The 21,131-nt window shown below is 40.0% G+C and carries 19 protein-coding genes and 4 tRNA genes; 13 read left to right on the top strand and 10 right to left on the bottom strand.

All coding sequences use genetic code 11. The features are described from left to right. Positions 1-182 precede the first annotated feature (182 nt). A complete protein-coding gene (locus tag R2S57_RS10050; RefSeq protein WP_316844915.1) occupies positions 183-359 on the bottom strand; it encodes a hypothetical protein in 177 nt (58 codons plus the stop codon). A 503-nt stretch (positions 360-862) separates the two neighbouring features. Between R2S57_RS10050 and dinB the strand changes: the two genes are divergently transcribed. The 5 genes from dinB (at position 863) to R2S57_RS10025 (ending at position 7,127) form a co-directional block, all read left to right on the top strand. Next, positions 863-2,185, top strand: coding sequence for a DNA polymerase IV (gene dinB / locus R2S57_RS10045; protein WP_316844914.1), 1,323 nt, complete (start codon positions 863-865; stop codon positions 2,183-2,185). Between the two features lie 2 nt (positions 2,186-2,187). Beyond that, the gene (gene dnaE, locus R2S57_RS10040) at positions 2,188-5,199 is read left to right on the top strand and encodes a DNA polymerase III subunit alpha (protein WP_316844913.1); all 3,012 of its coding nucleotides are present in this window, start codon (positions 2,188-2,190) and stop codon (positions 5,197-5,199) included. A gap of 15 nt (positions 5,200-5,214) precedes the next feature. Further along, positions 5,215-5,790, top strand: coding sequence for a 2'-5' RNA ligase family protein (locus tag R2S57_RS10035; protein WP_316844912.1), 576 nt, complete (start codon positions 5,215-5,217; stop codon positions 5,788-5,790). 356 nt (positions 5,791-6,146) lie between these two features. Further along, the gene (locus R2S57_RS10030; RefSeq protein WP_316844911.1) at positions 6,147-6,650 is read left to right on the top strand and encodes a YdeI/OmpD-associated family protein; all 504 of its coding nucleotides are present in this window, start codon (positions 6,147-6,149) and stop codon (positions 6,648-6,650) included. A 267-nt stretch (positions 6,651-6,917) separates the two neighbouring features. Next, positions 6,918-7,127: a YdeI/OmpD-associated family protein gene (locus R2S57_RS10025; RefSeq protein WP_316844910.1), complete on the top strand. Its 210-nt coding sequence runs from the start codon at positions 6,918-6,920 to the stop codon at positions 7,125-7,127. 136 nt (positions 7,128-7,263) lie between these two features. Here R2S57_RS10025 and R2S57_RS10020 read toward each other — a convergent pair whose 3' ends face one another. The 8 genes from R2S57_RS10020 to R2S57_RS09985 all read right to left on the bottom strand — a co-directional run bounded on the left by R2S57_RS10020 (position 7,264) and on the right by R2S57_RS09985 (position 15,884). Next, complete coding sequence (locus R2S57_RS10020) at positions 7,264-7,998, bottom strand: polyprenol monophosphomannose synthase (protein WP_316844909.1); 735 nt, start codon at positions 7,996-7,998, stop codon at positions 7,264-7,266. A 489-nt stretch (positions 7,999-8,487) separates the two neighbouring features. Next, the gene (locus R2S57_RS10015) at positions 8,488-9,969 is read right to left on the bottom strand and encodes a peptide MFS transporter (RefSeq protein ID WP_316844908.1); all 1,482 of its coding nucleotides are present in this window, start codon (positions 9,967-9,969) and stop codon (positions 8,488-8,490) included. A 64-nt stretch (positions 9,970-10,033) separates the two neighbouring features. After that, positions 10,034-11,629, bottom strand: a complete 1,596-nt coding sequence (locus R2S57_RS10010) for a peptide MFS transporter (protein ID WP_316844907.1) — start codon at positions 11,627-11,629, stop codon at positions 10,034-10,036. A 146-nt stretch (positions 11,630-11,775) separates the two neighbouring features. Further along, positions 11,776-12,672, bottom strand: coding sequence for a hypothetical protein (locus R2S57_RS10005; RefSeq protein WP_316844906.1), 897 nt, complete (start codon positions 12,670-12,672; stop codon positions 11,776-11,778). Between the two features lie 37 nt (positions 12,673-12,709). Continuing rightward, complete coding sequence (locus tag R2S57_RS10000; protein WP_316844905.1) at positions 12,710-13,885, bottom strand: acetyl-CoA C-acyltransferase; 1,176 nt, start codon at positions 13,883-13,885, stop codon at positions 12,710-12,712. 444 nt (positions 13,886-14,329) lie between these two features. Then, positions 14,330-14,497, bottom strand: a complete 168-nt coding sequence (locus R2S57_RS09995; protein ID WP_316844904.1) for a ribbon-helix-helix domain-containing protein — start codon at positions 14,495-14,497, stop codon at positions 14,330-14,332. A 2-nt stretch (positions 14,498-14,499) separates the two neighbouring features. Beyond that, positions 14,500-15,021, bottom strand: a complete 522-nt coding sequence (locus tag R2S57_RS09990; protein WP_316844903.1) for a hypothetical protein — start codon at positions 15,019-15,021, stop codon at positions 14,500-14,502. 5 nt (positions 15,022-15,026) lie between these two features. Then, positions 15,027-15,884, bottom strand: a complete 858-nt coding sequence (locus R2S57_RS09985; RefSeq protein ID WP_116251752.1) for an SPFH domain-containing protein — start codon at positions 15,882-15,884, stop codon at positions 15,027-15,029. 118 nt (positions 15,885-16,002) lie between these two features. Between R2S57_RS09985 and R2S57_RS09980 the strand changes: the two genes are divergently transcribed. From R2S57_RS09980 to R2S57_RS09945, 8 genes are all read left to right on the top strand, one after another. Beyond that, complete coding sequence (locus tag R2S57_RS09980) at positions 16,003-18,081, top strand: HD family phosphohydrolase (RefSeq protein WP_410479071.1); 2,079 nt, start codon at positions 16,003-16,005, stop codon at positions 18,079-18,081. Positions 18,082-18,161: 80 nt separating this feature from the next. Beyond that, a tRNA-Ser gene (locus tag R2S57_RS09975) sits at positions 18,162-18,248 on the top strand. A 96-nt stretch (positions 18,249-18,344) separates the two neighbouring features. Beyond that, positions 18,345-18,418 (top strand) — tRNA-Pro (locus R2S57_RS09970). A 53-nt stretch (positions 18,419-18,471) separates the two neighbouring features. Continuing rightward, positions 18,472-18,545 (top strand) — tRNA-Pro (locus R2S57_RS09965). A 55-nt stretch (positions 18,546-18,600) separates the two neighbouring features. Further along, positions 18,601-18,674, top strand: a tRNA-Pro gene (locus R2S57_RS09960). Positions 18,675-18,811: 137 nt separating this feature from the next. Further along, entirely contained in the window at positions 18,812-19,198 is a 387-nt protein-coding gene (locus R2S57_RS09955) for a hypothetical protein (RefSeq protein WP_316844902.1), read from the top strand. 154 nt (positions 19,199-19,352) lie between these two features. Beyond that, positions 19,353-20,051, top strand: coding sequence for a DUF1826 domain-containing protein (locus tag R2S57_RS09950; protein WP_316844901.1), 699 nt, complete (start codon positions 19,353-19,355; stop codon positions 20,049-20,051). A 289-nt stretch (positions 20,052-20,340) separates the two neighbouring features. After that, positions 20,341-20,655, top strand: a complete 315-nt coding sequence (locus R2S57_RS09945) for a hypothetical protein (protein WP_316844900.1) — start codon at positions 20,341-20,343, stop codon at positions 20,653-20,655. Positions 20,656-20,697: 42 nt separating this feature from the next. Here R2S57_RS09945 and R2S57_RS09940 read toward each other — a convergent pair whose 3' ends face one another. After that, a complete protein-coding gene (locus R2S57_RS09940) occupies positions 20,698-21,129 on the bottom strand; it encodes a hypothetical protein (protein ID WP_316844899.1) in 432 nt (143 codons plus the stop codon). Between the last annotated feature and the right edge of the window lie 2 nt (positions 21,130-21,131).

Below are 21,131 nucleotides of genomic sequence, written 5' to 3'. Positions count from 1 at the left end.
CCTCTAATACCAGACGTAATTATTCTTGAAAATTAATCATCTCGTTGATGTTTATTGATATACTGTAGTAATTCGGCAAAGTTAAATGTTATTGGAAATTAACACCTGTTATTCAGCTGATTTAAATACTCAAAGTGATAATAATGTAAAACCGAGTACAATGTTTCTGCAGCGAAAACCGGTTACCGCTCTGATGTAGAAAATCTGGCGACCATTGGTTTAACCGCTTCAAGTGTACTAACCATGACCTGTATCTGGAAGGTATAGTAATTGATAAAGGCATCAGGATCGAACATATTTATTACGATTTTGATAAATGGTGTGCACTCATCGTAACCATATAAGAAATATAAGGCCATATAAGTTTATATGTTCCTTATCTGTCTTATATGGTAAAACGATCCTTCGAATCCGCTCCGGACGACAATGCATGGTGCTGTGCTACGATTAAACATTTTAACCAAATTAGATACTGACACCTTTACAATCAATACTGTGACTTACGCAATCGATGCTGAAGCTTACGCAATTGACACTGGAAGGCTCGCAAAGCACAGTGAACGTCTCGCAATTGATGCCGGCATCTTCGCACTCCATACTGGTAGGTTCGCAAAGTCTTGTAAAGCTCTCGCAACTGACACTGATGTTTTTGCGATCTACGTGGGAAGTAAGGTACAAAATCTATTCCCCTGCCTTTCCGTGTTTCCCTGCCCAGCCGTTCAGGTAGGTGTGGCAAAACCTTCTTGATAGCAACCCTAAAAACTAATATTGTTAGTATTTTGTTCAAAAGTAAGACCGTTTAATTTTTTATAAAACTAAAAATATTAGTATTTTTGATTTCAATCATCCCAATTTTATAGAAATGGAAAAAGAAAGGCAGATTATTCATATGGATCAAGATGCATTTTTTGTGTCGGTAGAAATTAGAAAGAATGCCAATTTACTTGGCAAACCGGTCATTATTGGCGGTGGTGGCGACAGGGGGGTTGTCGCATCCTGCAGTTACGAGGCCCGTAAATATGGGGTACACTCGGCCATGCCGGGGCGTACAGCCAAACTGCTTTGTCCGCAGGCTATATTTTTAAAAGGCGATATGGAAGAATATTCAAAAGCCTCGCACGAAATCACCGAGATTATTGCCGATAAAGTTCCGCTTTTCGAGAAAGCCAGTATTGATGAACACTATATCGACATGACGGGGATGGACCGTTTTTTTGGCTGTATGAAATTTGCGTCGGAACTAAGGCAGACCATTATCAGAGAAATGAGGCTGCCCATCTCGTTTGGTTTGTCCATCAATAAAACGGTAGCAAAAATTGCTACAAACGAATCAAAGCCTGATGGCGAACTGCAGGTTACCTATCCCGAGCTGCGGCCCTTTCTTGATCCGCTGGCGATTCATAAAATCCCCGGTATCGGCCATGCCACCTATAAAAAACTGAGCGAAATGGGTGTTCGCGAAATCCTTACTCTCACCCAGATTCCGCAACAGCTGATGTTTAAGATTTTGGGCCAGCACGGATTAAGTTTATGGCAAAAAGCAAACGGGATCGATCTTTCGCCCGTTGTGCCTTACCGCGAAAGAAAATCGATCGGCACACAGGCTACCTTCGAAAGCGATACGATGGATATGGCCAAACTAAAAGCCATCATCACCGGAATGGTTACGGGCCTTACCTTCCAGTTGCGCAACCAGAAAAAATTAACCGCCTGCATTACCGTAACGGTGCGTTATACCAATTTCGAAACCGTTACCCAGCAGGAGCGGATTCCCTATACCTCGCTCGATTCCTTTTTGATCAGCAAGGCACATAACCTGTTCGAGAAGGTGTATGCCAAACGGATGTTGTTGCGGCTGGTGGGCGTAAAGCTGTCGCATCTGGTAAGTGGTTACGAGCAGATCGGTTTATACAATATTGCTGAAGAAGAATACAGTCTTTACCAGGCCATGGATAAGGTGCGCAATAATTATGGCGCTGAAGCAGTGGTAAAAGCCTGCATTGTTACGCAGCCGCCCCGCGATGAAAAAGGAAAAATAATTAAATACAATCCCCGTAAAAAGAAAGTCCTGATCGAAAATACTTCAGAAGAAGAGCCAAAGGAACAACCAGAAGTGAGAAAACGCTCGAAGATCAGAAGTTTTATGAGCGAAAAAGGCACAATGGGAACCAAATCTTATAATTAGCGATGTTTTTAAATGTTCATTCTGCATATAGCCTAAAATATGGTACGCTGAGCATCGATCAGTTGATTGCTACCGCGCGGAATCTGGGGATCCATCAGATGGTACTAACTGATATCAATAATTCGACTGGCGCCGTAGAATTTATCCGCGAGTGTTATAAACAGGGCATAGCCAAAGAAGCTGATGAGATACACCGGGGCAATATTCCCTATCAGATCAAACCAATAGCAGGGATCGAATTCAGGCTCGAAAACCGTTTGTTATATGTGGGCATTGCCAGGAACAGGGAAGGAATGCGCGAACTGAACGAATTTTTGAGTCACCACAACATCAACCACATCCCACTGCCTGAGGTTCCGCCCGAAATGGAAAATGTGTACATCGTTTATCCCTTTCAGAAAACTTTTCAGCAAACGCTAAAAGCGAATGAATTTGTGGGGATCAGGGCCAAACAACTCAACCTTTTATATCAGCATCCGCTTTTAAAACACAAAGAAAAGCTGCTGGTATGGCATCCCGTTACGGTAGGCGATAGGATTACACATCGCTTGCACCAATATTTTAGGGCCATCGAACTCAATACGCTTTTAAGTAAGGTGCCCGAAGAACAAAAGTGTGATGCAGACGAATGTTTGATCCCCGAAGAGGCACTTACACAGAAATTTGAACAGTACCCATTTATCGTTCAAAACACACAAAAAATGATAAACAGTTGTGATTTAAGTGCCTATTTCGAAGAGCAACCTGTTTCAAAAAACAAACATCATTATACTAAAAACGGATTAGAAGGTGATAAACAGATGTTGCGTAACTTAGCAAAAGTGGGGCTCAGATATCGCTATGGGGAACACAATGCTGAAGCCCTCAAACGTTTGGAAAAGGAGTTACGGATTATCGAAATCAAAAACTTCTGCGCTTACTTCCTCATTACCTTCGATATTATTAGGTTTGCCATGAATACCTGTGGTTTCTATCACGTGGGCCGTGGCTCGGGGGCCAACAGTATTGTAGCCTATTGTTTGCGTATTACAGATGTAGATCCAATCGATCTCGATCTGTATTTCGAACGTTTCCTGCACGAAAAGAGAACCAGTCCGCCGGATTTTGATATCGATTTTGCATGGGATGAAAGAGAAACCATACAACAATATATTTTTGAACGCTATCCCAAATGGCATGTCGCTTTTTTGGGCACCATGAGCACCTTTAAAGATCGGGCAATTATCAGGGAAATCGGTAAGGTTTTAGGTTTGCCCAAAGGCGAAATAGACAGTTTTACCGACCCGACTAAAGAGCGCGAAAATTTACTGAACACTACTTATCAAAAGTTATTGGCCGTATACCAATACATGAAGGGAATGCCCAACCAGCGTTCTATCCATGCCGGTGGGATCTTGATTTCTGAAGAACCGATTACCTATTATACGGCATTGGATATGCCGCCTAAAGGCTTCCCAACAGTGCAATGGGATATGTACGAAGCCGAGGCTATTGGTTATGAGAAATTCGATATTTTGAGTCAGCGCGGTATTGGGCATATCCGTGAGGCCGTACAGCTCATTAAGAAAAACAAGGGCGTGGAGATCGATATCCATGATTTTAAAACCTTTAAAACCGATGAGAAATTAAACGGCATCCTTAAAGAAGGGCAGCCTATCGGATGTTTTTATATCGAATCGCCAGCGATGAGGCAATTGCTCAAAAAACTAAAATGCGACAATTACCTTACCCTCGTGGCCGCCAGTTCGATTATCCGCCCGGGTGTAGCCAGTTCGGGCATGATGAAATCATATATCGAACGTTACCATGCACCCGATAAGGTGGTATATCTCTGTGATGTGATGAAGGAACGGCTTAGCGAAACCTATGGCGTAATGGTGTATCAGGAAGATGTGATAAAAGTATGCCATTATTTTGCGGGTTTGGACCTGGCCGATGCCGATATCCTCCGTAAAGCCATGAGTGGTAAATACCGTTCTAAACTCGCTTTCGACGAGCTGGTGAACAAGTTTTTTGTTTCGGCCCGAAAGGAAGGCCATTCCGAAGAACTCATTGCAGAAGTATGGCGACAGATCTCCTCTTTCGCGGGTTATAGCTTTTCTAAAGCCCATTCGGCTTCTTTTGCGGTAGAAAGTTATCAGAGTTTGTATCTCAAAACCTATTACCCCATGGAGTTTATGGTAGCCGTGCTGAATAATTATGGCGGCTTTTACAGCAGGTGGGTGTATGTGCACGAACTGCAGCAAACGGGGGCGGAGGTGCAGTTGCCCTGTGTTAACCGTAGCGATGAGGTGGTGAATATAAAGGGCGAGGATGCTTATCTGGGTTTTATCGGCATTCAGGGTTTGGAAGGAAAATACATTCAACTTATTCCACAGGAACGAAAGGAAAATGGTTTGTACCGCGATCTCGAAGATTTTGTAAAACGCACCTGCATTTCGCTTGAGCAGGCCATTATTTTAATCCGTTTGGGCGCCTTGCGTTTTACCGGGAAAGATCGGAAAACCCTGCTTTGGGATGTGCACAATTACCTTGGTTTTAAGCAGAAAAAAGTAAACCATGCCGAACTTTTTAAGTTGAGCTATAAAACTTACCAGCTCCCCGAACTGGCCGATTCGGAACTGGAAAATGCTTATACCGAATTGGAATTGTTGGGTTATCCACTTCATTACGATATGTTCGATTTTCTAAAAACACCTTACCGTGGCGATACCATGGCCGCCGATATGCACCAACATTTGGGTAAAACGGTAAGAATGGTGGGCAATTACGTATGCGAAAAAACAGTACATACCATTAAGAACACCAAAATGTGGTTCGGAACTTTTTTAGATGCCAACGGCGACTTTTTTGATACGACCCATTTCCCCAATACCACACCCATGTACCCTTTTAAGGGAAAAGGCTGTTACCTCATTTTGGGCAAAGTAGTCGAAGATTTTGGCTTTCAGAGCATCGAGGTTTTAAAGTTTGCCAAATTGGATATCCGAATGAACCCGGTGGCGATTGATTAAATAAAATAAATTGATATGGATTTAAAATTAAAAAAAGAGAGGTATTCAATAGTTGTTTACCCTCAAACTGAAACAATTGACGAGGTTAAAGTTTTAAAAGATCTACTCTGGTCTAAAATTGGCTGGTATGCGAGTAGAAATTCAGCTGCACATGTTACAATCATTGAGTTTTTAGCAGATCAATATGAGTTGGCTTTTTACAAAAGATGTATCGAGAAAATTTGTCGTTCACAAAGCCCACAGGAAGTAACGTTTGATTCTTTAAGTTTATCAAAATTTAGCCAGGCAATTGTACTACTTCCTAATGATTCGTGCAAATTATACCTGAACGATCTTTTAAAAACATTTCGGAAGAGGCTTAGGTCTAAAAATACAATAAACGTTAGTCATGCACATATTTCAATTGGGCGTGAATTGCGTGTGGCTCAAATTGATCAAGTAGAAAATTTGTATGGCAATATCAATATCACATTTAATTGTGATACGATTGCTATTCGTAAACTTGATGAAGTTAAAAAGCAGTTTGTGGTAGTTAACGAGTTTAAACTAGTGGGCAATCCTCTAAAAGAAGAGCAGCTTTTATTGTTTTAATTAGTAGTAATTTAAGCTATGAGCCGATTAATTTGGCTAATCGGCTCATGATTCGGCTTTTTTTTGAGCCGAATAATATTTGGTATAACCTGATTAGTTGAAAATGTAGCTAATCGTGAGTATTCATCCTTTCGACCGAAGTGGTGAAATCTAAGATATCGATTTCTCCATTCCGCATTGCTTCAGCTGATAGCCGTTCTATTAGGGCGCTCATCCTGAGCGGACTCGAATGTTTTTTCGTAGCAATTTATAACTTATATGTTTCTTAAATGCCTTATATGGTTGCAAAAACGTTTGCATCTATTGCTGATCAATCTTTTTTATTATCAATAAAACATAATTTTTATATTTAAACCATGATCCACATTAAAGCAGAAATAGAGCGTTTCGAAACCATGGGCGAAAAAACTGGCTGGAGTTATGTGTTTATTCCGGAAGCTCTGGCCAATGAAATTAAGCCCGGTTGTAAAAAAAGTTTCAGGGTAAAAGGAAGGATCGATCAATTGGAAGTTAGCGGGATGGCAACCATGCCAATGGGAGAGGGCGATTTTATCATTGCGCTAAAAGGCGAAATCCGCAAAAAATTAAGGAAAGAGGCCGGAGCCAATGTTGAACTCTATTTAGAAGAAGATAAGGGCTTTAAAATTGAAATGCCCGAAGATCTCGAAATCTGTTTGTCGGAAGAAGAGCATTTGATACAAAACTTTTTAAAACAGCCTAAATCACATCAAAACTATTATATCAACTGGATTAACCAGGCTAAAACAGAATCCACCCGAACCAAAAGAATCGTCATGACGGTTAAAGCGATGGATAAGGGGCAGGATTTTGGAACGATGATCAGGGAAAGTAAGTTGTGAGTTTGGAGTTTTTAGTCCGGAGTCTCGCAAAGAGCAAACAGCTAGGTACTTAGAACTCCCAACTCCTCCTGACTTCAGCAATGCGTCACCCAATTTGAACTTGAAGCTTTTTGAATTGGATAAAAGTATCATGATTTTTAAAAACAAGCATCTACACGATTCTCAGAGCGTCAAATTGCGCTTGCGTCACCTGACGCTGAAGTCAGGAAAGAGGCCGGAGCCAATGTTGAACTCTATTTAGAAGAAGATAAGGGCTTTAAAATTGAAATGCCCGAAGATCTCGAAATCTGTTTGTCGGAAGAAGAGCATTTGATACAAAACTTTTTAAAACAGCCTAAATCACATCAAAACTATTATATCAACTGGATTAACCAGGCTAAAACAGAATCCACCCGAACCAAAAGAATCGTCATGACGGTTAAAGCGATGGATAAGGGGCAGGATTTTGGAACGATGATCAGGGAAAGTAAGTTGTGAGTTTGGAGTTTTTAGTCCGGAGTCTCGCAAAGAGCAAACAGCTAGGTACTTAGAACTCCCAACTCCTGTTTTCCAGTCCCAAATTTAAATTATTCGGCATTTAGGAACTCTAAACTCCAGGCTCCCAGCTCCAAACTTAAGACTCCCGACTATAATTTCTAAACCAACTCCAAACCTTCATCTGGATAACACCTAAAAAAGCTTCCCTAAAGATGCGGGTACTCATTTTTGATGTTCCTTCGGTACGGTCGGTAAAGATGATGGGCACTTCTACTACTTTAAAACCGAATTTAATGGCGGTAAATTTCATTTCGATCTGAAAGGCATAACCCACGAACTTAATTTTATTAAGTGGTATAGTTTCCAATACAATTCTGCGGTAACATTTAAAACCTGCAGTAGCATCCTGAATGTTTATTCTGGTAATCAGACGGACGTACATCGAAGCAAAGTACGACATTAAAACCCTGCCCATTGGCCAGTTTACCACATTTACACCCTTAACATATCTGGATCCTATGGCAACATCTGCACCATTTACACAGGCTTCCCGCAAGCGCGACAAATCTTCAGGATTATGCGAGAAATCGGCATCCATTTCGAAAATGTAGGCATAATCTCTTTGTAAAGCCCAGTTAAAACCATAGATATAAGCGGTGCCCAAGCCTTGTTTGCCAGCACGTTCTTCAATAAATAAATGTCCTTCGTACTCCGCCTGTAACGATTTTACAATTTCAGCAGTTCCGTCTGGAGAGCCATCATCTATAATTAAAACATGAAAAGGTTGTGTTAAAGAAAAAACCTTTCTAATGATCTTTTCGATGTTTTCCTTCTCGTTGTAGGTGGGTATGATGACTAAACTATCTGACACGTTTGTTGTGGTTTTTTAATTAGGTAAGCTTCCAGTGTTTATATTATGCACTACAAATGCTTTTAAACTGCGAAAGTAAATATTAAATATCGAAACATCATATTTTTTCATGAATTCGATCACCATGTTGGTCCATGTTGGTCCATGTTGGTAAATGTTGGTCCGGATTTGTAATCCGGACCGTTGTGCTCCAGATTTGTAGTCTGGTTTTATTTTATTATTGGAAGGATTACAAATCCGAAGTTCTCAAGGCGGGATTGGAATCCCGACTAGCTTTTATGTTTATTTTTTTCGAGGTATAAACCATCGTTTCTAAACCCGATCGTAGTGTGAAGCCCGCAGACCGAAGCATGAGGGTGAGGACTTCTAACGAAGAGCGGGACTGCAGGCCTCCAGGAACGACTGTCCCGCCATTTCCAAATCTTCTTGCATGTGCTCAATTCTTCTAAAGTGATTGTCAGTCTGAGCGTAGTCGAAGACTTTTTTTATTTACCTCACTTCTTGCATCAACCTTTTCACCGGTTGCGAAAAGATAATCAGCGCCAAACCTGCAATCAAAGAATACAAGGCCAAAGATTTATAACCCTCGGTATAAGCCATTAACTTTGTAGGCAAGGAAGCGTGATCAATACTCGACATTTCTGCACCTAATTTTCCGGCAGCCAACTGACCAAAAGCACTTGATAAAAACCAAAGTCCCATCATCATACCAAACATTTTCTTTGGCGAAAGTTTCGTAATAATCGACATCCCGATAGGCCCTAAGCAAAGTTCGCCCAAAGTCAGTAATAAATAAGCAAGTGTAAACACATTTAACGAAGTAATACCTTGTACATTGGCAAAGAACCTTGTCGCGTAAAAAACATAAAAACTTATAGCCAGTAAAAGGAAACCGATCCCGAATTTTACAACGGTATTGGGCTCAATTTTACGCTTGTATAATCCGAGCCATAAAATACCTACAATCGGACTAAAAACAATCACAAAGAATGAGTTCACGCTATTGTTCACCACATTGGGGTCGATATTGAAGAACAAGATTTTATGATCCAGGTTATCTTTCGCAAATAGCGATAGCGAACCGCCGCTTTGTTCGGAGATGGCCATGAAAATGAAATAACAGAAGATAAATACGAATGCCGCCAACAGTTTATATTGTGCTTTTTTATCTTTTATTTTAAACGTTTCGTAAAGGAAATAAACCAGGGCCACAACACCAATGGTGTACATAAAATAATCGGTAAAAGCAGTGTTTTTTACCATGATGTAAATCAACGGGATACACAGGATAGAGCCTGCATAAACGGCTATCTCGGATAACTGTTGTTTTGATTTTTTAAGATGCAATAAAGGTGAATTACCAATGGGGCCTAAGTGTTTTTTGGTAAAAATAAATGTACCTAAACCGAACATCATCACCAATGCGGCCGATAAGAAACACAAATGCCAGTTATAATATTTACCTAAGTAAATACACATCGCACCACCCAATAATCCTCCTACGTTAATTCCGGCATAAAAAAGTCCGTAACCCGCATCTCTTCTATTGTCTTTTTCGTGGTACAGTTCACCCACCATTGATGAAACATTGGGTTTAAAAAAGCCTGTTCCGATAATAGATAAGGTAATGCCTACATAAAATAGGTCGTGTGGAGAGAAAGCCAGAATCAGGTTGCCGATAATCATTAATGATCCGCCCCAAAACAGCGATTTTCTGAATCCTAAAATTTTATCGGCAAAAATACCTCCAATAAAGGTAAAGGCGTACACAAAAGCCTGTATCGCACCATATTGCAAGTTCGATTTTTGATCGCTCAGACCCAATTGTTCAACCATGAAGAAAGCCAATACCCCGCGCATGCCATAAAAGCAGAAACGCTCCCACATTTCTACCAACGATAGGTGCCAGAGCTGTTTTGGATATTTACCCTCAAAGTTTTGAATATCTTCTATTGAAACTGTTTTTTCCATTGAAAAGGTTTAAAAATTAAAAGCCCGATCGAGGTCGGGCTTTTTGGTAAAAGTATATTTTATATTAGTGAACACCGTGCATCCATTTGCGCAGAATAGGGCTGATGGCAAACATAATCAAACCTGCAACAATTGGTATAATGGTAAATATTAAAAAGAATGTAGAGATCGAGTAATCAGAGCTGATTTTATCAATCAAAGATCCTGTAGCACCTGCAAGGTAATTTCCAATGGCCGTACAAGTGAAAAACACACCGAACATTAAACCTACTAAATTTGAAGGTGCAAGCTTACTCACATAAGATAAACCAACAGGAGAGATGCATAATTCGCCAACAGTGTGGAAGAAATAGGCGAAAACTAACCAGAACAAACTTACTTCTGCCGAAGTAGCACCTCGGGGAATCGCAGATCCGCCATAAGCTAAACCAGCGAAACCGATACCTACGAAAATTAAACCAAAACCGAATTTTACAGGTCCGCTTGGGTTGAATTTGGTTTCCCATATTTTAGAAACAATGGGGGCTAAGGATACGATAAAGAAAGAGTTTAATACACTAAACCATGAAGCTGGAACTTCGGTACTTACCGACCCCATTTCTCTGTTCACTTTCCAGATGGCCAATACCCAGATAATGACAAAACTTAATAAAGTAAATAAAATGGTTGCCGGGTATTTTTTAAAGATTTTACGTGCTAAAGAGATCAGTACAACAGTTACTGCCACCAATGGGAATATGGTAAGAATGGCATCAACCCATTTAAAGGTTGTAGCTGCTCCGCCTGTTAAGTTTCGTAAAGTATAATCTTTTGCAAAAATGGTCATCGAACCACCAGCTTGTTCGAATACCATCCAGAAGAAAATAGTAAAGATAGACAGGATGGCAATTACCCATAAACGTTGACTTCTCACTTTTTTAGGGATTACTTCAACCGTAGGATCTGCTTTTTCTACAGCTTTGGTTTTATCAACAGCTGAGCCAATTACGCCAAAGATGTTCTGTGCAAAATAGAACTGCAACATACCAAAAAGCATAAACACCCCAGCTAAACCGAAACCATAATGCCAGCCTACTTTTTCGCCGATATAACCACACATTAACATACCGATAAAAGCACCAGAGTTAATACCCATGTAAAAGATTGCATAAGCACTATCTTTTTTATCGCTGATAGGTGGATAAAGTTTACCTACAATGGATGAAATATTTGGTTTGAAAAATCCGTTACCAATAATTAATAGCAATAAACCGGCATAAAAAAAGTTGGTACTAATGCCTTCCATCGCCATAGCTGCATGGCCGAGGGTCATAATAAAAGCGCCGATGATCACAGCTTTTCTATATCCTGTAAATCTATCGGCAATTAAACCACCAAGTATTGGTGTAAAGTATACTAAACCTGTGTAAAATGCGTAAAGCTGTAATGCTTCTGGCCGTGGCCAGCCCCAACCGTTTTTGCTTAAATCGCTAATCAGGAATAAAACCAAAATGGCCCGCATTCCATAATAACTAAATCTTTCCCACATCTCGGTAAAAAAGAGTACAAAAAGGCCAACCGGATGGCTAAATAATTTTTCGGGGGAAACGCCTTGACTGTTTAAATGGAGGTCTAGTTCCTTATCATGGTCAATACTAATGGTTTCATTAGATGTTTGCATAAAACATTTGTTGGTTTTAGTTTATGAATTCAGAATTTGTGTGTTGTTTAAGCTAGTTTGCAGGGCGCAATATAGTGAGCGATTGGCAAACTCACAAATTTTTAAGTCATGTGTAAGGTAATGATTTAGTTAAGCTTTGTTAAAAATCAGAACTTTCGGATGGGTTTTACATTTTTCTTTGGGTCGGCATAAAGTTCGTCGCTCGCATTCGGATCGTTGTTAAGTGTCAGGTCTTCTTGCAGTTTTAATCTCCCGCCAATAATTTTGAAACCGTCAAAAGTACCATCTGATCCATAATATTCGAATTTGTCTTTTATTTCAGGATCGAAGGAGGCAAGATGATCAAACACAATCATACCTGCTTTTAGGTCCGTTTTTAAAGTCATGGCATTCGATTTTGCATATTCAAATATCACCCTGTTTTTTCCCTTCAGTTCTTTTCCATCAAAAACAGGTGCGCCAAAACTGAGATTATCCTTGTTAAAGGAAAGTATTTCAATTACCTTTTTATTTGTCAGCTGTGTATTGCCCTTCCAGCCCAAAAGCACATAATAGGGCATGCGGTTACCGCTGGTTACAGGCAGGATTTCGTAATACCTGGCACCGAACCATTTCTGATTATTAGTAATGATATTGGGATCGCTTAGGTTTTCAGTCTGATCAATTAATGGATAAAGTTTCAACGGACCGCTTTTGGTATTCATCTGGATGGCGCCATAATAGCGGTATGATCCACCTTCTAAAGGGAGGTACCAGCTCAAAACCCTAAAAGTATGATCTGGTGATTGAATTACAGAGATGTTTTTAAGCGAATCAAAAGCGAATGCAAATGAATTTGGTGTTTTTAAAGCCTCAACCAAAGTTTTAACAAACCTGCCGTTTAATTCTAATTTTTGAGCATCACTTTGTGCCATTAACACATTTGCAGAAATTTTAATCAGCGTATCCTGAAAAGCCACTAATTTATTTGGCGTTTGCTGTGCTTTTATATTAAAGCCTAACAATCCAATAACAATGAGAATATAAAATCTAATGTATTTCATATATGATCAACGGCGCAAAGATTCTACCTGTCCAAAATTATAATTTTTCGATAACCAGTGCACTTGCACCGCCACCACCGTTACAGATTCCTGCAACGCCGATTTTTCCTTCGTTCTGCGTTAATACTGAAAGTAGCGTAACCACAATCCTCGCGCCCGAAGCGCCAAGGGGGTGACCTAAAGATACCGCGCCACCGTTAACATTCACCTGGTCTTCGTTCAAATTCAATAACTGATTGTTGGCTAAAGAAACTACAGAAAAGGCTTCGTTGATTTCGAAAAAATCAACATCCTTTATATCGATATTGGCTTTGTGTAAAGCCAAAGGGATTGCTTTTGATGGAGCAGTGGTAAACCATTCTGGTGCCTGTTGAGCATCGGCATAGCCTAAAATTTTAGCTAAAGGTGTTAAGCCCAATTCTTTTGCTTTATCGGCACTCATTAAAACCAATGCAGCGGCACCATCATTTAAGGTAGAGGCATTTGCTGCCGTTACCGTTCCGTCTTTTTTGAAAACAGGTTTTAACGAAGGTATTTTATCAAATTTAACCGCTGTGGGTTCGTCATCGGTATCAACCAAAGTAATGTCGCCTTTACGGTCTTTCACTTCTATAGCTATAATTTCGCCGGCAAATTTGCCCGAAGTTTGTGCGGCTTGTGCTCTTTTGTAAGATGTTATGGCAAAATTATCCTGCGCTTCGCGACTGATGTTACATTCCGTTGCACAAAGTTCTGCAGCAGATCCCATATGGTAGTCGTTGTAAACATCCCACAAGCCATCTTTTACCAGGCCGTCAGTAATTTGTCCATGCCCTAATCTGTAACCGTTTCTTGCTTTATCCAGGTAATAAGGCACATTGCTCATGCTTTCCATTCCGCCGGCAACAATAATGTCGTTATCGCCATTAGCAATACTTTGTGCGGCAAGCATAATGGCTTTGGTGCCCGACGCACATACTTTATTGATAGTGGTTGCAGGTAAATCTGGTAAACCGGCAAACTTCGCCGCTTGCGTGGCAGGTGCTTGTCCTAAGTTAGCCGATAAAACATTGCCCATGTAAACTTCCTGGATCTGTTCTGGTTTTAAGCCAGCTTTTTCAATGGCTGCTTTAATGGCAAAGCCACCAAGCTGAGTAGCAGAAAATTGGGACAATGAGCCTCCAAAACTACCAATAGGGGTTCTTACAGCTGATACAATTACAACTTCTTTCATGTAGACTAAATTTATGAATTTTTGGTTAGGCCGCTAAGTTAGTCAAACCTCGTAGGTTTTTAAAACCTACGAGGTTTAAATTTATTATTCCTGTTGTTTAGTTTTTGTTTAACGCTTAATATGTGGTTTTAGCATGTTCGAAAAATTCAATTTGTAAAGGTTTTGGAAAGCAAAAACAGTAATACTTGGGTTTGTTCAGTCCTGCTGTTCGCTTTATCCCGATGAAAAGTCGGGATGCCCGCTGCCGTCAGGTTTAAATTACTTGGGCTGGCATTGCTTAGGGTAGGTTGTCTTTCTAGCGTCGGATTACTCCCTCCTTGTTTTAAGGGGGGGGCACAGGGCGGTGTGCTTATGATTAGGGATTGTAAGGGTTCAGTACCGATTTAAGAATCTGTATTTTTTTTGTTGCCATGGTTCGTGTCCCCACTGATCATCGTTTTAGCGCTACTCTTCCTTAGCCTTACCCTTTTTTCTTGATTTTATCGCCTGGCTAAGCAAAAACTCAATCTGCCCGTTCGTACTTCTAAACTCATCGGCAGCCCAGATTTCTACTTCCTTTAATAAAGCAGTACTAATTCTTACTACAAAAGCTTTTTTATCTTTCTCCGCCATTCTTATTGTATTGCTTGTATATTATATCTCGTTTTTAAATTAATAAGGAACATTTGCAGTTCATCAATTTTATTGGTGCTGAACAATAGCTTTTTACCGTTTTTAAATTCAATCTGTAAACCTTTATCCTTATCATTTAATAGATAAGCTTTGTCGTTAAAATTAAACCAAAGCCTGCTGCGCACACCAAATCCACCATAATCTCCTAAAGCATTATATTTATTGATGTAAACTTTTTCGATATTGATCCAGTTTAATAACTTCAATTTTCTTTGGAATGGAAAATATTTGTACGAAATGCCTTCGGTGCTGATCTGCAAAGTCATTTTATTTTTTTGAAGCATATAAATGATTGCAAAAGGAAGGATTACAGCCCAAAATGGCGCAAAATAATTGGCTTTTAATGTTTCAAAGCTCATTCCTCCTTTATCAAATAGTACAATACTCAGCACCATAACAGCATCAATAGCCAATAAAATATAAAGCCACCAAAGTTTTAAGCTTTGTTTTTCCTCAAATTCCATTTTACCTAATTATATAAGGTGCCGGTATTTACCACAGGTTGTACATGACGATCGCCACATAAAACAACCAGTAAATTGCTCACCATCGCTGCCTTACGTTCTTCATCCAGCTCAACAATCCCTTTTTGTGATAATTTTTCCAATGCCATTTCTACCATGCCTACAGCACCTTCAACAATTAATTTACGGGCTGCAATAACTGCGGTAGCTTGCTGACGCTGTAACATGGCACTGGCAATTTCGGGCGCATAAGCTAAGTGAGAAATTCTGGCCTCTAAAACTTCGATACCCGCGCGGGATAAACGTTCGTTCAGTTCGTTTTCTAACAGTTCACTTACTTTATCGGCACCATCTTTTAAGGTAATGCTGGTTTCTTCGCCTTCAGCATGGTCGTAAGGAAAAATATTGGCCAAATGCCTTACAGCAGCCTCGCTTTGGATATTTACATATTGCATGTAGTTCTCTACAGAGAAAACGGCTTTGGCGGTTTCGTTCACTTTCCAAACCACCACAGCAGCAATCTCGATCGGATTCCCTAATTTATCATTCACCTTTAATTGTTGTCCGTTTAGGTTGTTTGCTTTTAGCGATAGGCGTCTTTTAGCAGTTAGGGGATTTACCCAGAAAAAACCATCGGCTTTTACCGTGCCGATATATTTTCCGAACAGGGTGAGCACCATCGATTGGTTTGGGTTGATAATCAGAAAACCCGGAAATATTAAAAATACATCCACGGCAAGCAAAATTCCTCCCCAGAGAAAAATTTCAGAAACAAAACAGAAGATCGCGGCACCCAATAGTGCTATACATAATGCGAATGTTAAATACCCAGATGGTGGGCTGATGATTTTTTCTTGATACATAATTGATATTAATTTGATATCATAAAGTAAAATATAAAATCTGGTAATTGCAAACAAAATCTCTAAAATGTATATTAGATAAAAATGTTATTTTTGACAGTACAATAATTACATCGTTTTGGCCAAAATCAAGAGAAATTCACACAAGATCCTTTACCGGAAGTATTCATCGAACCTGAAATATGTAATGATGATATTTACCGTTTTCATCATTACCCTGTTCCTGCCCAAACAACCGAGATTTAGATACGAGTTTGAAAAAAATGCAGTGTGGAAAAACAAAGATCTGATTTCGCCTTTTAGCTTTGCGATTTTGAAAACCAATCCTCAGGTGAGCGCCGATAAAAAGAACGCTTTAAAGGATATTTTACCGGTATATCAGTCTGATCGCGCAATTACGGCAAATGCCTTAGATGAGTTTTCGAACGAATTCGATGTTAAATGGAAATCAAAGCAACTCGACGAAAAAGAAAAGGAAGCCTATAAAACTGCTGCTTACAACTTACTTCAGCGTATTTATCAGAAAGGAATTATCGGTTTAAACGTAAAGCACCAGGCGGGAGGTAAAAACTATGATTTCTCTTTAATGGAGAATAATATAGCACAAGAAAAAAATACTCAGGATGTTTTTACAGCCGAAACAGCGCTTAATTTTTTTAAAGATAACTTTAAGGCACCAAATCAGGTAATGGGCGATCTGGTTGCAAATCTGGCAATTGATCACATTACCCCAAATATTGTATTTGATGAACGTTTGACCCAAACCATACAGGATAATACCGTTAATAATATCTCTACCACAAAAGGAATGGTGCAAAAAGGTGAACTTATTGTTGCCAAGAATGATGTGATTGATGAAGAAATTTATCAAAAGCTTGAATCATACAAAGCCACCTACGATGCCCAGACCAAAACAATTGGCAGTAGGGCACTGGTTTATTTGGGGCAAGTGATATTGGTTGGTTTTATACTAACCATTTTAATGTCGTTCCTTTTTCTTTTTAGAAAAGATATTTTTGCTGATAACCGTCAGCTTTCTTTAATCCTGATTGTCACCACAGGAATGTTGCTTGCGCTCACTTGGGCCATTAAAATGGAAATCCCAAGTTTGTATTACATTCCATTCTGCGTGGTACCGATTATCATCAGGATTCTCTTTGATACACGTTTGGCGCTTTATCTGCACATGCTGGTGATTTTAATTGCCGGTTTCTTTGTGGCCAATAGTTTCGAATTTGTGTTTTATCAGGTTACCGCGGGGATGGTTGCCATATTTAGTATCAAAAACTTTGTTAAACGCGAAAGATTTTTGGTTTCGGCCTTGTTTATCCTGATGGCTTACTTTGTTTCGTTTGTGGGCATTGCCTTATTGCGAGAAGGCTCTTTCCGAGAAATTGAGTGGATCAATTTTATTCCTTTTATTTTTAGTGTACTCTTATCGCTCCTGGCTTATCCGTTAATTTATCTTTTCGAACGGATTTTTGGTATCACATCAGATGTGGCCTTGATCGAGTTAACGAATACGAATAATAAACTCTTAAGGGAGCTTGCTTTTAAAGCGCCTGGAACGTTTCAGCACTCTTTGCAGGTAGCAAACCTTGCAGAGGCCGCGATATTTAAAATAGGGGGAAATTCGGTGCTGGTAAGAGCGGGTGCGCTGTACCATGATATTGGTAAGGTCGATAATCCACAATATTTTATCGAAAACCAGAATACCGCCGTGAGTCCGCACGATAAATTGCCTTATGAGCAAAGTGCACAGATTATTATTCAGCATGTGCATAAAGGAATTGAAATTTTAAGAAAGAACCAGATCCCTGAAGCGATTATCGATTTCATCAGAACGCATCATGGAAATACCCGGGTCGATTATTTTTATCAGTCTTTTTTGAAAAATACACCCGAAAAATTTGTCGACGAAAACATTTTCCGCTACCCCGGACCAATACCTTTTAGCAAAGAAACTGGTGTGTTAATGCTCGCCGATTCGGTGGAAGCTGCCTCAAGAAGTCTGAAAAATCCCGATGCTCAGAACATAAATGACATCGTTGAACGCATAATTAACTATAAATTGGAGCAAAATCAGCTTGATGACTGCGATTTAACGTTAAAAGATATTGAGACTATCAAATTGATATTCAAGACGATGCTGATGAGCATCTATCATGTGCGGATAGATTATCAACAAATTTTGTAATTTTTTTTTGTTGGATAACTTGTTTTACTATATTTGCAGACCTCAAAACAAGGTCGGTAGGACAAAATTTTGAAGGAAAAGGAGAGGTGCCTGAGTGGCCGAAAGGAACAGTTTGCTAAACTGTCGTACTGGTAACGGTACCGCGGGTTCGAATCCCGCCCTCTCCGCAGAAATAAAAATAATTGCAAATAAAAGCGGAATTATCAATTTAAAACCGTCACTTTGCAATCCCTCCGCAAGAGGGAAAAAGAAGATACCAAGTTCGGGATGTAGCGTAGCCCGGTATCGCGCCTGCTTTGGGAGCAGGAGGTCGTAGGTTCGAATCCTGCCATCCCGACAAAAAGTTTATCTCCTTTTAAAACAGGATAAAAAAAAAGAAGATACCAAGTTCGGGATGTAGCGTAGCCCGGTATCGCGCCTGCTTTGGGAGCAGGAGGTCGTAGGTTCGAATCCTGCCATCCCGACAAAAAGTTTATCCACTTTTAAAACAGGATAAAAAAAAAGATCGATACCAAAGTTCGGGATGTAGCGTAGCCCGGTATCGCGCCTGCTTTGGGAGCAGGAGGTCGTAGGTTCGAATCCTGCCATCCCGACACCAAAAAGGATGCGAATTCCTTCAAGGCCTTTTAATCGATGGATTAAAAGGCTTTTTTGTTTCATATTTCTTGGTATTAAACTTCCGCATTTTGGAATCTTTTTCTTTTGGACTATTTTTATAAAAAAAATACACATGAAAAAACTCTCGCTTGCCTCTCTTTTATTGATCGGTGCACTTTCGGGAAAGGCACAAACCTATCAGGCGGTTGCCAGTAAGAATAAAACCTACCTGGAGACCGTTAAAGGGCTTTCATACACCTATAAAAATGGAATGGTAACCATAAAAAATAACGGGAAATACGACCTTGGTACAGTAAGTATCATTGCTTCTTCCAAAACAGACAGCACTTTATTTGGGATTGCTTTATTCGAAGAGGGGCTTAAAAAGGGACAGACGGATCGGGCATCTGTTTATTTTACCGCAAGTAATGGGAGGGAAAGCCGGGAGATTCCCTTGGCTGTGATAGATCAGAAGAGCCTGGTATTCTCCTTTGACAAAGCGGTTAGGGCTGGACATTAGTTGTTCGCGCCGATTGTTTTAATCTATATCTGGTTGGATAAAAGAATATATTACTCAGTAAGGTTTTTGAGAAACGAATTTTATCCTCACCTATCGTATAAACTATTCCTTATTTTTGCCCGGAATTAAATGGCTAAACTGTTTATTTTTAGATATGGATAATAGATTTTCTGACAACAGCCAGATTGCGGTGGTATCTACTTTTTCTCAGCTTATAGGGATAAATTTTCAAGGAGATATGAACGCAGTTTGCTGGTATAGGAACCTGGTTGGAGACTTTGCGGAAATTGTATCTAAACTTCAATTAAAAGAAGACCTAACAGAAGTTTCGATGGAAGACCTTTATGCGCTGCAGCTATCGGAAGAAGGGCGTATGGCAAGGGAAATTATTTTAAGTGATTTTCGGTTGTTAACAGATTCGGGCGCATCGCCTGCTCTCAATTTGCTCAAAAGTTACCAACGGGATGAGGAATTGGACTTTATTTCAACAGATGTATATTCGTTTCATGTAGACCGTTCGCCTATTGGTACGGATACTTTTCTATGTACCTATCATGGCGCTGCCAGTGAAATCGTAGCTAATCATCAGGTTGAACAAAAAATCCTGATCCCGGAAATCCGGCAAAAGCTTAAAGAGTTGTATGATGGTGCGGATGCAGATTTTGAAGCCTTTTTGATAGAACATTATTTTGATCTGCATTATCAACCTAAACCTGGTGCAAGGCCTGTAAATTTGGGATTGGGGCATTTGTGGAGATTAGCTGTAGATCATCGTGAAAAACAGACTTTACCTTGTATTCATCGGGCACCAATTGAAAAAAATGGTGAATATAGGTTGCTACTCATCTGTTAAATAGTTTGTCAAAATTTCTCTATCGGCTACCCATCTTTTATGCTTTGGTTGGTTTACAATGGCCTGTTTTGTTTTGTGATAAATCCAAATATTATAGCTTATCAGACGATAAAGACCAATAGTTTAAGAAGATATGGATAAGATGTATCAATATATTTTTTGCCAGATCACATCTTGACTTCCTGTCATCATAATACCGTTGATTTGTGCATAACTAAAATGTTTCTCGTTTCCAGTGAGTTACCCTAACAGGGTTTGTAAATGGCGCTGAAGATGGTAATTTTGCCTAATGAAGGTTACGGTAGTCGCTATTATAGAGGTGGAATTTAAGCAGGAGCCAGCGCTGGCGAGGATCATGAACAACAGGTTGCTTACAGCAGCAAAAGAACTGCAGGAGTTTCATCTCTCCAATCTTCATGGAAGAAGGTCAACAGCACATTGCCTCACGATCCATTTAAGTTATAATCAAAAATATAAGATCCGTTACTCCATCATTGGCGATGTACCCACTGATATTGAGTATCTGGTGTCAGAAAGATGTGGCCGGCTTGGGTACATACTTCATCGGAATGCGGTAGGCGAACAGGTTGGAAGATTATGGTAAGTAGCAACAGCATCAGGGAATAAATGAGGCTTTTTCATGCTTCTACAGTGTAATACTGATTGATACTTCATAATATTTATCTCTGACTCCGCAGGTAATCCCGGCAAGCTTTCCATAGGTGTGCCTTAGCCGCTGCCGGATGTTCTCAAGGCCTGTGTGGAAACCCGTGTCGTTCAGGCCGGTGTTGGTCGGGTTAGATGTCTCAATAGTAAGAACTCCGTGTTTTAATTTCAGGATGATTTTTCCAGGATCTTCAGGTTGGCTGAGGTTTCCGTGTTTGATCATGTTTTCGGTCAGGCTAAGCAAAACCAATGGTATGGTGCGGATTTGTTCTATTTCCCCGCTGTAGCTGAATTCGATAAAAAGATCGGGCTGCCTGATTCTGCTCAACTCTAACAAGTTCTCTACCTGTCGGATCTCTTCTTCCAGCGGCATAAGCTCTGGACCATGTTCACATTCAAGTGCATAACGCATCA

The organism is Pedobacter psychrodurus (assembly GCF_032678585.1).
Classification (GTDB): Bacteria; Bacteroidota; Bacteroidia; order Sphingobacteriales; family Sphingobacteriaceae; genus Pedobacter; species Pedobacter psychrodurus_A.
Note: the sequence above shows the minus strand (reverse complement) of the source record. Positions and strands in the feature narration are given on the sequence as shown.